A 13,307-nucleotide genomic window follows, 5' to 3' on the forward strand; every position below is an offset into this window, starting at 1 on the left:
GGCTCGTCCAGGCGAACCCCAGCCCGGGCTCATTGTGTTTACTGGCACCCATCCCTAAGAATGAACTATGACAGTAATCATGAGGTCCCTAGAAACCGCAGTTCCTGAGACCGTTATGGTGCAGTCGGATGTGAGGGACGTCTTTGCCGCGCAGCCGGGCCTGAGCCGGCTCGGGACGCGTCTGGTCGGCGCGGCATTCGACTCCTCGGGAATCAATACCCGGTACACCGCGGTGAAGGAAATGACCCTGGACGCTCCGTCCGAGAACCCGGTCTTCTTCGATTCCGCTGAACGGCGCATCCTGTCCCCCAGCACCAAGGTGCGCAATGAGGTGTACGCGGAAGAAGGCACCAAGCTGTTCATCGAGGCAGCCGCCAAGGCCCTGACCGCCGCCGAGGGCATCGAACCGGCCGATGTCACCCACGTCATCACCGTCTCCTGCACCGGGTTTTTCAACCCCGGCCCCGATTACAAGGTGGTTCGCGCGCTCGGACTGAGCCCGGCCGTGCAGCGCTACCACCTCGGCTTCATGGGCTGCTACGCCGCCTTCCCCGCCCTGCGCGCCGCGAAGTCCTTTTGTGAGGCCGAGCCGGACGCAGTCGTTCTGGTGGTCGCAGCCGAGCTGTGCTCCCTGCACGTCAGGTCCTCCAACAACCCTGACACCATTGTGGGGTCCTCGCTGTTCGCCGACGGCGCGGCGGCCGCAGTGATCAGTGCGCGCGACTACAAGGCCACCACGCCCGCCCTGAGTCTCGATTTCTTTGAGACGGTCCTGACACCCGTCGGCGAGGAGTCCATGGCGTGGAACATCGGAGACGAAGGGTTCGAGATGGTGCTCGGCACCTACGTGCCCCACATCATCGATGAGCATATTGTGGGGGCGCTGGAGCCGTTGCTGGCCCGCGACGAAACCCTCGCCGACAAGCAGTACAAGGACATTGAGCACTGGGCAATCCACCCGGGAGGGCGGAGCATCCTGGACAAGGTGGAGGCCAAACTGGACCTGAAGGAGGACCAGTTGGTGCCGGCACGGGAGACCCTCCGGGATTACGGCAACATGAGCAGCGCCACCGTGATGTTCGTGTTGAAGCACATTTTGGAGCAACCCTTTGACGGCGCCGACGAGCGGATCTGCTCCATGGCATTCGGTCCCGGCCTGACAGTGGAAACCGCGCTGTTCACCAAGGTGGGTCCCTGAGTGCAGTTCCTCGCTCGCCGCGAGAATGGGTTCCTCGCTCGCCGCGACGTTGACGCGGTGGAGGAGATGGACAAACCGGATTGCGACCCGGTCCTGCTGGACCGGACCTACTCACAGTTCGGGTTGATCAACGCGACGGTCGCCGGCTGGCGGCGCACCTGGGCGGCACAGATCCGCCCGCGGTTGTCCTCATCGCGGCCCAGCACCCTCCTCGATATCGGGTCCGGCGGCGGGGACATGCCGCGGGCGTTCGCCCGCTGGGCGGCTCGGGATGGCCTGCAACTGTCGATCCTGGGCATCGATCCCGACGACCGGGCGCACGCGTTCGCGACCTCGCAGCCGCCCGTGCTGGGACTGACGTTCCGGCGCGCGTTCAGCACCGAGCTGGTCGCCGAGGGACTGAAGTTCGACGTCGTCACCTCCAACCACCTGCTGCACCACCTGGCACCGGAGGACCTGCAGTCGTTACTGGCCGACTCGGAACAGCTGAGTAGGGGGATCGCCCTGCACAACGACATTGAACGTAGCCGGTTGGGCTACCACTTGTTTTCTCTGGGCACCCTGCCGCTGCGCCGCTCCCTGATCCGGCGGGACGGGCTGACCTCGATCCGCCGCAGCTATACCGCCGCCGAATTGGCATCCGTCGCCCCGCCAGGCTGGGAGGTCACCGCACGGTTCCCTTCCCACAACCTATTGGTCCACCGGGCATCCGATGCATGACGTGATCCTGGTCGGAGGAGGCCCGGTGGGCCTGTTCGCGGCGATCCTGCTCCGACAGGCCGGGCTCGACGTGCTGGTCCTGGAGCAGCGCACGGCCCGGAGCGTCCACTCACGAGCCATCGGCATCCACCCGCCGGCCCTGGCATCGCTCGCTCAGGCGGGGGTGGCCAATGAGCTGATCCGTCGCGGCGTCAGGATCGGTGAGGGGGTTGCCCGCAGCGCTGGCAACGACGTGACCCGCCTGTCCTTCACGGACCTGGAATGCGACTACCCGTTTGTGCTTGCGGTACCGCAGATCCGGACCGAGCAGGTGCTGGAAACCCGTTTTGCCGCCGTCGCACCCGGTGCGTTCCGCCGGGGCGTGACGGTCACCGCGGTCCATGACATTGGGGCGTCAATGCTGGTGACCACGTCAACCGGCGAGGTGCTGCAGGCACGGCTCGTCATTGGGGCCGACGGCGGCAAGAGCACCGTGCGATCCAGCGCCGGGATCCCCTCTTCGCTGCAGCGGTACCCCGACACCTATCTGATGGGCGACTTTGCTGACTCGTCGGCGGACCGGTCGACGGCGGTGCTGTATCTGGAGCCGGGCGGGATTGTCGAGTCCTTCCCGCTACCGGACGGGGTGCGCCGCTGGGTGGTGCGGACGTCTTCGCTGGTCGTCTCGCCGACCCCCGATGTTCTGGCGGGGCTGATTCTTGCACGCACCGGCGTGCGGGTGGACGTGGACAGCATCTCAATGCTGAGCGCGTTCGACGTGCACCGGCGGCTGGCCCAGCGGCTCGTGTCCGGGCGGACCGTGCTGATTGGGGACGCGGCCCACCAGGTGAGCCCGATCGGCGGGCAGGGGATGAACCTCGGGTGGCTCGATGCCACCGAGCTGGTCCCGATCATCACGGCGTCACTGGTTGACGGCCGCGACGTTGGCCGCGACCTGGTGGCGTTTAACCAGCGACGCCGTCATGCTGCTGTGACGGCTGCACGCCAGGCTCATCTGAACATGGCACTCGGGCGCCCCCTCCCGCGGCCGGTTTTATCGGCCCGGAATGCCGTTTTGCGCCGGTGCAACGCGGTGCCCGCCGTCCACGACACTATCGCCCGCACCTTCACCATGCAGTGACCACCATGCAGTGACATTTCCCCGGGCAGCTCGCCCGTGCCCCCCGGTCTACAGGTGGGTCGGGGCGAACAGACGCAGCAGGGTTTCGACGACGACGACGTTCGGCCCTTCAGCGGCGAAACTGTCCTCCAACGCCTGCCGTACGTCGCCCGGGGCCACCTTCACCGCTGGCACACCGAACGCCTCGGCGAGCTTCACGAAATCCGGCCGGGTCAGCTCGGTGGCGGTGGCCTTCCCGAACGCGCCCTCCATGTATTCGCGGAGGATCCCGTACCCGCCGTCGTCGACAATCAGCCAGGTGACCGGCAGGTTGTGCTGCCTGGCGGTCGCCAGTTCGGCGATCGAGTACATTGACGAGCCGTCACCGGACACCGCGAGGACGCGCTCCCCGAGTCCGACGGCGCCACCAATGGCGCCGGGAAAACCGTAGCCCAGCCCACCGGCACCCTGCGCCGAGTGGAACTGGCCGTCCTTGGCATCCCAGCAGCTCCAGGCCCAGTAGGCCGCGATCGTCATGTCCCAGTAGGTCTGCAGCCCCGCTGGTGCTGCGGCACGGATGTCCGCCATGAACGTGCGTTCCATCGCGAGGTCCTGCGAGTCGAGCCGACCCTGCACCTTGGCGAGGGTTTCTGCAACCAGGGCGACGGCGTCGTACCCGCCGGAGCGGTCACGCTCGAGCGTGGGCAACGCCTCGTCGAGCGCGGCGAGCGCCTGGCCGGCGTCGGCGCGGATACCCAGAGCCGGCCGGTTGGATTCGAGCACCCGGGGTTCGGCGTCGATCTGGATGATACGCCCACGCGGTTCGAGCGTGAAGTAGTTGCTGGTCACCTCGCCGAGGGAGGAACCGACCACGAGAAGGACGTCGGCATCCTCCAGGACCTCGGTGACGTAGCGGTCCTCCACCCACGCCTGCAGCGACAGCTCATGCTCCCACGGGAACGCCCCGTTCCCGCCGGGCGAGCACAGGACGGGGGCACCGAGCTTCTCAGCGATGGACAGGAGCCAGTGCTCGGCCTTGCCGCGCCGTGTGCCGCCCCCGGCAACGATGGCGGGTCGCTTGGACTCGGTCAGCCACTTCGCTGCCTCACGGACCAGCTCCACCCGGGGTGGGTTGTCGAACGGCTCGGCGAGCGCATCCTCGACCTGCGGCACCATCACCGGGTCCAGCAGGACGTTCTGCGGCACCTCGATCCAGACCGGCCCCTGCGGCGAGGAGACGGCCTCGGTCCAGGCGTCCTGGATGGCCGAGGGGATGCCTGAGGCGTGTTGGATCAGGCGTTGGCTCTTGGTGACGTTGGCGGCCGACGCCTTCTGGTCGTCCAGTTGGTGGAGCATACCCTTGCGCCGGGCGCCGAGACCCTCCAGCGGGATCTGGCTGGCGATGACCACCATCGGCACGCCGGTGGCGTAGGCCTCCTGCAGGCCCGCGAGCGCCGTCAGGGCGCCGGGACCGGTGGACAGGAACAGCACTCCGACCTGTCCGGTGGCGCGGGAGAACCCGTCGGCGGCGAACGCCGAATTGTTCTCCACCCGCGAGGACACGAAGCGCAGGTCCGAGCGTGACAGCGCGTCGAACAGACCCAGGGCGTGCTGGCCGGGAATGCCGAACACCGTGGTGGCGCCCAGCGCACTGAGCGTTTCGACGACGAGGTCCCCGCCATTGCGTTCCCCAGTCAGTGGGTGCGGTGGTGCTGCTGCGACACTGTCGGTGGTGACCATTTAGCGTTCCTCTGTCGTGCTGTTCGGGGTGGCGCGGGTGGCGGTCGCCTGGTCGGCCATCAGGCTGACCAGGTCGTAGGCCACGTGCGATGCCGCGACCCCCGTGATCTCCGCATGGTCGTAAGCGGGGGCAACCTCGACGACGTCGGCCCCGATCAGGTTCATGCCGCGCATGCCGCGGAGGATTTCCAGCAGCTCACGGCTGGTGATGCCGCCCGCCTCGGGCGTTCCCGTCCCGGGGGCGTGCGCCGGGTCCAGGACGTCGATGTCGATGGAGATGTACAGCGGACGGTTGCCGATCCGGTCCCGCAGCTTGGCGACCACCTCGTCGACCCCCTGCCGGAACACGTCGGAGGAGGTCACAATCCCGAACCCGAACCGCCGGTCATCCTCAAGGTCCTTCACCCCGTAGAGCGGACCCCGGGTGCCCACGTGGGAGATGGCCTCGGTGTCCAGGATGCCCTCCTCCACCGCGCGTCGGAAGGGTGTGCCGTGGGTGTACTCGGCGCCGAAATAGGTGTCCCAGGTGTCAAGGTGCGCGTCGAAGTGCAACATCGCCACGGGTGCGCCAGCGCGTTCGGAGGCGGCCCGGAGCAGGGGCAACGCAATGGTGTGGTCGCCACCGAGAGTGACCAGCTTGGCGCCGTCGGCCGTCAGATCGAGGGCATTCTGCTGGATGGTTTCGATCGCCTCGTGGATATTGAAAGGATTGACCGCCATGTCGCCAGCATCGGCCACCTGCACCCGCTCAAACGGGGAGATGTCCAGGGCCGGGTTGTAGGGGCGGAGCAGGCGCGAGGATTCGCGGACGTGGTTGGAGCCGAACCTGGCCCCCGGGCGGTAGGAGACCCCCGAGTCGAAGGGGACACCGACGACGGCGATGTCGGCCCGGTCCACCTCGTCGAGTCGCGGCAGCCGGGCGAAAGTCGCAGCGCCCGCATAACGGGGAATCCGTGAGGAATCGATGGGGCCGATGTTTCCATTGGCCGTGACGCGCGGCTGTTCCATGAGTACCTCCGGGTTGGGGAAAACAGAAGTTGCCATATAAGCATCAACTGTTTTTCATAAGGCTAATTGTGATGCCCGTCTCGGTCAACACTGTAGCCGTCACGACGGATGAGAATTCCCCCATAAAGGATCCATAAATAGCGCCCAGTTCACCAGTCATCGAGGCCTACAGTCATCCAGTGACTACAACTTTGCACAGCATCAAGGACTCCCGCCGGGTGCGGCGACTGGGGCATTGGCTGCTGGATGACGAGAATCAGCGCAAGCCCAGACGCCCGAAAGCCGCAGCTACCCACTCGTGGGTGAAGGTGATGTGCCTGACCGGCGTCGACTACTTCTCCACCCTGGGGTACCAGCCAGCCATCGCAGCTGTCGCAGCCGGAGTCCTTTCCCCCATCGCGACCATCGTCCTGGTCCTGGTCACCCTCCTCGGGGCGCTGCCGGTCTATCGACGGGTTGCCGAGGAAAGTCCCAATGGTGAGGGTTCAATCGCCATGCTCGAACGCCTGCTTCCCCGCTGGAGCGGCAAGATCTTCGTGTTGGTCCTGCTGGGTTTTGCCGCCACCAGCTTCCTCATCACCATGACGCTCTCGGCAGCTGATGCGAGTGCACACCTGATTGAAAACCCCTTCGCGCCAGGCTGGATGCATGGCCAGGAGGTGCTCATCACCCTGATATTCCTCGGTCTACTCTCGGTGGTTTTCCTGCGGGGCTTCCGGGAGGCAGTGGGAATCGCCGTCGCGCTGGTGGCCGTGTTCCTGCTCCTGAATCTGGTCGTCATCGTGGTGGCGTTGGGGCAGGTGATTCTCCAGCCGCCACTGGTCGATGACTGGTGGACCGCTTTGAACACCCAGCACGGCAACCCGATGCTGATGGTGGTGGTGGCTTTGCTGGTCTTCCCCCGGCTGGCGCTCGGCCTCTCCGGGTTCGAAACCGGGGTCGTCGTCATGCCCCTCATCAAGGGGCACCCGGGCGACGAGCACGCGGACCTCGCGGGCCGCATCGCCGGGGCAAAGAAGCTACTGACGTCGGCAGCCCTGATCATGAGTGGATTCCTGATCACGTCGAGTATTGCGACCACTATCCTGATCCCCGCCGCGGAGTTCCAGGAGGGCGGCGAAGCCAATGGCCGTGCCCTCGCCTACCTTGCACACAAGTACCTCGGCGACGGCTTCGGCACCGCCTACGACATCAGCACCATCGCGATCCTCTGGTTCGCTGGCGCCTCGGCCATGACGGGGCTTCTCAACCTGGTCCCCCGCTACCTGCCGCGCTACGGAATGGCCCCTGACTGGGCCCGGGCAGTCCGCCCGCTGGTCATCGTTTTCACCGCCGTCGCCTTCCTGGTCACCATCGCCTTCCAGGCCGACGTCGAAGCGCAGGGCGGTGCCTACGCCACCGGTGTCCTGGTGCTGATCACCTCGGCGTCCGTCGCGGTCACCCTCTCAGCACACCGCCGCAGACAGCTGCTTGCCACCGTTGGATTCGGCGTTGTGACAATAGTCCTGTCCCTGACCACCGTGATCAACGTGGTGGAACGGCCCGACGGCGTCCAGATCGCCGGGCTCTTCATCCTCGGAATTCTGGTGGTCTCGGTCGCATCCCGGTTCAGCCGCGCCTTCGAGCTGCGCACCACGGGGATCAGGCTGGACGATGAGGCCTTGCGCTTCGTCGCGTCCATCGACGACGGCGACATCCTCCTCATCGCACACGAGCCGCAGCGTCTCACTGCCGGCGCCTACCGCAGGAAGCTTGAGCACGCGTGCACGGTCAGTCACCTGATGCCTGCCGACAACCCGCTATTTATCGAGGTAATTGTGGATGATTCCTCCGAGTTCGCCACGGCGCTGCAGGTGCGCGGGATTACCCGGCATGGCTACCGGATTCTGGAAGTGCACGGATCCAATGTGCCCACCACCATCGCTGCGGTGATGCTGCACATCCGTGACATCACCGGCCTGATGCCGCACGTCTACTTCCGCTGGACGGAGGGTCACCCGTTGACCAACCTGTTCAAGTTCCTCATCACCGGGGAAGGCGAGATTGCTCCGGTGACACGTGAGGTCCTTCGTGAAGCCGAGCCCGACGTCACCCGGCGGCCGTGGGTGCACGTCGGGTAGTCCCCCGATAGAAATTTGCCCGGTAGAGATTCACCCGCCGGAGATTTACCCGCCGGATGCTGCGGGGACCAAGGTCCAGAGAACAATCGTTTCCTGGTCGGTGGGATTGAACCAGGTGTGGGGTTCGCGGCCGGGGAACGTGACGGTGTCTCCGGCCTCCAGCTCATACCGGTCGTTCGAGAAGATCAGGACAAAACTCCCGGCAACAATGTGCAGGGTCTCCACCTCGCAATCAACCGAATACAGTTCGCTCTCGCCCCGCCCGTGAGGCTCGATCACAGCGCGGATCATCTGGAGCCGCCGCTCGGAGCGGGCCGTCATCAGGCGTTCATTAATACCTTCGCCACCGAGACTGATCCGTGGCGCCTCATTCAGCCGGGTTAGATGGGTTTCCGGCACCAGGAAGAGGTCACCGATCGAAATAGACAGAACCTGGCAAAGAGTCACCAGGGAAGCGACCGACGGCGATGTCAGATCGCGCTCCACACGACTCAGGAATCCCTTGGTCAGCCCGGTGGCAGCCGCAACCTGCTCGATGGTCATCCGCTGGGATTGCCGGGCGGCACGGATTCGAGACCCGATGGCTACCGGGGCGTTGCTGGGTTCTACGGGCAGGGCCTTCACTGGCTACCATCTCTCTGCTCAGGACAATCACCCGGGCGGACATCGACTATGAGCATACCTAGGATTTTCTGAGTACCGGCCCGAACGCGCACTTGACCTGTTAGCAAGATCACAACTAGCCTGTAGCGAAACATAAGTTTTCTATAGGTTACTTTCTCGCCGAAAACCCCACATTCAGGAGCACTATGGAATTCATCAATATTGCGATCGTGGTGGTCTACCTCGTGGGCATGCTGGCGTTCGGCTGGTGGGGCAAGTCCCGCACCAAGAACACGAGCGACTACCTCGTCGCTGGCCGGCGTCTGGGCCCGCTCCTGTACACCGGCACCATGGCTGCGGTAGTACTGGGCGGCGCGTCAACTGTCGGTGGTGTCGGCCTCGGTTACACCTACGGCATCTCGGGCATGTGGCTCGTCGTCGCTATCGGTGTTGGGGTGCTGCTGCTCAGCCTCCTCTTTGCCCCGACCCTGCAGAAGCTGAAGATCTACACGGTCTCCCAGATGCTCACCCTGCGCTACGGCGCCGAGGCCACCAAGGCCTCAGGGATCGTCATGCTGGCCTACACCCTGATGCTCTGCGCCACCTCTACCGGCGCCTACGCCACCATCTTTGTGGTGCTGTTCGGATGGGACCGCGCGGTCTCGATCGCCGTCGGCGGTGCGATCGTGCTGATCTACTCGACAATCGGCGGCATGTGGTCCATCACCCTGGCCGACATGGCGCAGTTCATCATCAAGACCATCGGCGTGTTTGCCCTGATGCTGCCCTTCGCCCTGATCAACGCCGGCGGTTTCGACGGCATCTCCGAGCGTGCGGGAGCCGAGTTCTTCAGCATCACCGGCATCGGCCTGCAGAGCATCATCACCTACTTTGTGGTGTACACGCTGGGCCTGCTCATCGGTCAGGACATCTGGCAGCGCGTCTTCACTGCCCGGACCCCCACGGTCGCCCGCTGGGGTGGCGTGACCGCTGGCGTGTACTGCATTCTCTACGGCGTCGCTGGCGCGGTCATCGGCATGTCGGCCAGCGTGATCCTCCCCAACATCGAGTCCCAGGACGACGTGTACGCGGATATCGCCATCAACGTCCTGCCGATCGGTATTGGCGGCCTGGTGCTGGCGGCCGCCGTCGCCGCCATGATGTCTACGGCATCCGGTTCGCTGATCGCCGCTGCGACGGTGGCGCGCGCCGACGTCGTGCCGTTTGTCAGCAGCTGGTTTGGCCGTAGCGGCCAGAGCACCATCGACACCACCACCGAGGGCGAGGCCGAGAACCCCGAGCATGATGTCACCGCCAACCGCTGGTGGGTCCTGGGCCTGGGCCTCGTCGCCATTGCGCTGGCGGTCGTTGTCCAGGACGTCGTCGCCGCTCTCACCATTGCCTACGCCATCCTGGTAGGCGGCCTCCTGGTCTCCATTCTCGGTGGGCTGGTCTGGAAGCGGGCCACCGGCGTCGCAGCAGCGGCCTCAATGGCTGCTGGCACTGTCTTCACCCTCGGCACCATGATCTACCTCGAGGTCAACGCCGAGAACCAGTACGACGGCATCTACGCCAACGAACCGATCTACTACGGACTCGTTGCGTCGGCCCTGGTGTTTGTGATCGTTTCCTTCCTGACCAAGCGAACCGACCCGGCGGTCATGGCTGCCTGGGAGCGTCGCGTGGCGGGGGCCGCTGAGGACGAGGTTCCCGTCGCCTCCACCACCCGCTAGCCAGCAACGACCCGCTAGAGAAGCCACCAGGCAGAACAAAGGCCGGCGTCCACTGGATCTCAGTGGACGCCGGCCTTTGTGATGTCACCGGTTACGGCTTGGCGATTGAGGCTCCGATTTTGCGGCCTGGGCGGCTGCTGCGGCCGCGGCCGACGGCGTCGGCTTTCGTGTCGATCTCGGCTTGCCGGACGTCCGCGGGGGTAATCGGCCCGTCTTCTTCACCGTTCCAGGACTTGATGGCACTCCAGGTGACCGCCGCGAGGGGCACCGACAGGATCGCTCCGACGATGCCCGCCAGAATGGTGCCAGCGGTCAACGCCACCAAAATCACCAGTGCGTGCACGCTCAGCGAGCGGCCCATGACCACCGGCTGCAGGAAATTGCCCTCGATCTGGTTCACAGCGATGACCACCACAATGACAATCAGTGCTGTGGTTGGTCCGTCGGACACCAGCGCCACGAGGGCCGCGAGGGCTCCGGCGAACGTCGCACCGACGATGGGGATAAACGCGCCGACAAACACGATGACTGCCAGTGGCAGGGCTAGCGGGATGCCCAGCCAGAAGAGGGCAATCCCGATGAACACCGAGTCCACGAGGGCGATGATCGCGGTTCCGCGGACGTAGCCGCCGAGGGTCTCCAGTCCGTGGACTCCGACGCGACGGGCCTTGACCAGCCGCTCACCTTTGAAGGGGCGGAGGATGAAGGCGAAGATCTTGTCGCCGTCCTTGAGGAAGAAGAAGAGGATGACCACCATCAGCACTGCCCCGGTGAGGAACTCGCCGGCCGCGGTAATTCCGGTCACCGCACCGGCGCCCACCGTTGCGCTGGTCGCAAAGTCGATCAGCCACTCCTGAGCATCGGCGATCTGTTGCTCGTCGACGGGAATCGGACCGCTGATGATGGCTTCGTAGATCTTGTCGAAGCCCTGCGTTGCGCTGGCGACCAGCTCGTCGGCCTGGCTCTGAACAGCAAAGACGATACCGGTGATGACGCCGCCCAGAACGCCCAGCAGCAGCAAAAAGGAGAACGCCGTCGCGAGCGCGCTCGGCCAGCCCTTTCGCCGGAGCCAGTTCACCAGCGGCCCGATAGCGGCCGCCAGGATCAGCGCGATGATCAGTGGGATGACCACGAGCGTGACCTGCATCAGGCCAAAGACCACTATCGATCCCAGGACGAGGATCAACAGCACCTGCGCCGCCCGGGTGCTCGCGCGGCCGAGGGAGTCCTTCCACGGATTTCCGGGCCCCTGCGGCGTATCGACGCGGGTTGCTACCTCGCGGCGCTCCTCGCCGCGGGGCGCGCCCTTGGTGCGCCTGAATATGTTGAACACTTCTGGTTCTCCTTGCTTCCTCCGGTGGCGCAGCTCAGCTGTCCCCGGCAATAAGTTGGTCACGAACCTGGCGTCGCAGCACCTTGCCAATCAGTGACCTTGGCAGTTCGTCTACCTCAACAATACGACGCGGTATTTTGTAGGCGGCCAGGGAACCCCGGCAGAAGGCCTTCAACACGTCGGCACTGAACGGTTGCCCATCGCGGACGACGACGGCGGCCACCACCTCTTCGCCACCTCCCGGCAGGGGCATCCCCACCACCGCCGCGTCGGCGACACTGTTGTGGTCGAGCAACGCTTCCTCCACTTCGGTGGGCATGACGTTGAACCCGCCGGTGACAATGACCTCCTTGATCCGATCCACGATCGTGACGTAGGACTCAGCATCGACCCGGACGATATCCCCGGTTTTGAACCAGCCGTCGGAACTCAGGACGGCTCGCGTATCCTCGTCGTTCCGCCAGTAACCTTGGAACACTTGGGGCCCCCGGATGAGGAGTTCGCCGGGCTGTCCGGGCGCACGATCGCTCTCGGTATTCTCGGGGTCCACGACCCGGATTTCCGTATTGGGGAAGGGCAACCCGACAGTTCCTGGCTTACGCGTTGGGCCAATTGGATTGCCCAGCGAGATGGGCGAGGTCTCGGTGAGCCCGTACCCCTCCACCAGGTATCCACCGGTCACCGACTCCCACAATTCGATGGTCGCTGGCGGCAGATTCATCGCACCGGAGATCGCGAAGCGAATGCTCTTCAGACTGACCCCACGCTCCACGGCGCGCTTCGCAAGACGCTCATAGATCGGTGGAACAGCGGGTAGGAAGGTGGGCGGGGTGGACTTCGCCGCGTCCAGCACCAGGTCTTCATCAAACTTGGGAAAAAGGACCAACCGGGCACCAATACTCATGGCAAACGTCAGACAGAGGGTGAGCCCGTAGGCGTGGAACATAGGCAGGACGGCGTAGATGACTTCTTTCCCGTCATCCAGGCCTGGCACCCATGCTCGCCCCTGCGCCGCATTGACGAGGAGGTTCCGATGGGTGAGCACCGCACCCTTTGGGTGCCCGGTGGTGCCACTGGTGTACTGCAGCACCGCAACGTCGGTGGGCACGGGACCCGGATGCGTAACGTCCAGCCTCTTGTTGTTCATCAGGTCGTCCCACCGGGTGACGCTTCGCTGGCCGGAGAGCTTGGCGGTGGTGGTCAACGCCTTGCGCGAGTCCTTGGCCTTCCGGAGGGGAAGCCTCAGCGCTGCCCGTTTCGCGAACGGCATGGCCCGTGTCAGGTCCACCGTCACCAGGGTGGTGACGTGGATGTCTGCGGGCAAATTCTGCACACGCTGCGCTGCTTTGTCCCAGACAATGGCCAGCCGCGCCCCGTGATCCTCGAACTGGTGCCGCAACTCCCGGTCGGTGTAGAGCGGGTTGTGCTCGACGACAATGGCACCGAGCCGCAGAACAGCGTAGAACGCCACCACGTGCTGGGGGCAGTTGGGCAGCACCAGGGCCACCCTATCGCCGGCTACAACACCCAGCCGATGAAGACCTTCGGCCGCGCGCTGGATCTCCTCTCCGAGCTGACGGTAGGTCGTCTCGGCTCCGAAGAACTCAAGGGCGACCTTCTTGCCGTAGCTGCGTGCGGATTCCTCAACGAGGTTGACGAGGGAGCCGTCAGGGATGGCGACTGTAGCGGGCACCCCCGGCCCGTAGTTTCGGACCCATGGGGCAGTTGAATCAAAAATCATCAGTCTACTTCC

The 13,307-nt window shown here is 64.9% G+C and carries 10 protein-coding genes; 5 read left to right on the top strand and 5 right to left on the bottom strand.

Translation table 11 applies throughout. From position 1 onward, the window contains the following. Window positions 1-67 precede the first annotated feature (67 nt). From ABD059_RS17140 to ABD059_RS17150, 3 genes are read left to right on the top strand one after another with little or no spacing between them, the layout of a single operon-like run. Window positions 68-1,198: a type III polyketide synthase gene (locus ABD059_RS17140; RefSeq protein WP_343882275.1), complete on the top strand. Its 1,131-nt coding sequence runs from the start codon at window positions 68-70 to the stop codon at window positions 1,196-1,198. Then, window positions 1,199-1,918 carry a class I SAM-dependent methyltransferase gene (locus ABD059_RS17145; RefSeq protein WP_343882277.1) on the top strand — a complete coding sequence of 240 codons (720 nt, stop codon included), beginning with the start codon at window positions 1,199-1,201 and terminating at the stop codon, window positions 1,916-1,918. After that, window positions 1,911-3,038: an FAD-dependent oxidoreductase gene (locus ABD059_RS17150; RefSeq protein WP_343882279.1), complete on the top strand. Its 1,128-nt coding sequence runs from the start codon at window positions 1,911-1,913 to the stop codon at window positions 3,036-3,038. The genes ABD059_RS17145 and ABD059_RS17150 overlap by 8 nt, the downstream gene beginning before the upstream one ends. A gap of 48 nt (window positions 3,039-3,086) precedes the next feature. Here ABD059_RS17150 and ABD059_RS17155 read toward each other — a convergent pair whose 3' ends face one another. Both ABD059_RS17155 and speB read right to left on the bottom strand, forming a co-directional pair. Next, window positions 3,087-4,757 (bottom strand): thiamine pyrophosphate-binding protein, encoded by a 1,671-nt coding sequence (locus ABD059_RS17155; RefSeq protein WP_343882281.1) that lies wholly within the window; start codon window positions 4,755-4,757, stop codon window positions 3,087-3,089. Beyond that, entirely contained in the window at window positions 4,758-5,765 is a 1,008-nt protein-coding gene (gene speB, locus ABD059_RS17160; RefSeq protein WP_343882422.1) for an agmatinase, read from the bottom strand. A 311-nt stretch (window positions 5,766-6,076) separates the two neighbouring features. Here speB and ABD059_RS17165 point away from each other — a divergent pair, with 311 nt between their 5' ends. Continuing rightward, on the top strand, window positions 6,077-7,885 hold the full coding sequence (locus ABD059_RS17165) for an APC family permease (RefSeq protein ID WP_343882424.1): 1,809 nt from the start codon (window positions 6,077-6,079) through the stop codon (window positions 7,883-7,885). 45 nt (window positions 7,886-7,930) lie between these two features. On the opposite strand, the gene ABD059_RS17170 is transcribed toward ABD059_RS17165, so the two are convergent. Beyond that, window positions 7,931-8,509 carry a helix-turn-helix domain-containing protein gene (locus ABD059_RS17170; RefSeq protein ID WP_343882283.1) on the bottom strand — a complete coding sequence of 193 codons (579 nt, stop codon included), beginning with the start codon at window positions 8,507-8,509 and terminating at the stop codon, window positions 7,931-7,933. A 185-nt stretch (window positions 8,510-8,694) separates the two neighbouring features. Here ABD059_RS17170 and ABD059_RS17175 point away from each other — a divergent pair, with 185 nt between their 5' ends. Beyond that, the gene (locus ABD059_RS17175) at window positions 8,695-10,221 is read left to right on the top strand and encodes a sodium:solute symporter family protein (protein WP_343882285.1); all 1,527 of its coding nucleotides are present in this window, start codon (window positions 8,695-8,697) and stop codon (window positions 10,219-10,221) included. A gap of 91 nt (window positions 10,222-10,312) precedes the next feature. Here ABD059_RS17175 and ABD059_RS17180 read toward each other — a convergent pair whose 3' ends face one another. Then, the gene (locus ABD059_RS17180; protein WP_343882287.1) at window positions 10,313-11,554 is read right to left on the bottom strand and encodes an AI-2E family transporter; all 1,242 of its coding nucleotides are present in this window, start codon (window positions 11,552-11,554) and stop codon (window positions 10,313-10,315) included. A gap of 34 nt (window positions 11,555-11,588) precedes the next feature. Further along, on the bottom strand, window positions 11,589-13,295 hold the full coding sequence (locus ABD059_RS17185) for a long-chain-fatty-acid--CoA ligase (RefSeq protein WP_343882289.1): 1,707 nt from the start codon (window positions 13,293-13,295) through the stop codon (window positions 11,589-11,591). Between the last annotated feature and the right edge of the window lie 12 nt (window positions 13,296-13,307).

Source organism: Arthrobacter flavus, from assembly GCF_039526005.1.
Lineage (GTDB): Bacteria > Actinomycetota > Actinomycetes > Actinomycetales > Micrococcaceae > Arthrobacter_D > Arthrobacter_D flavus.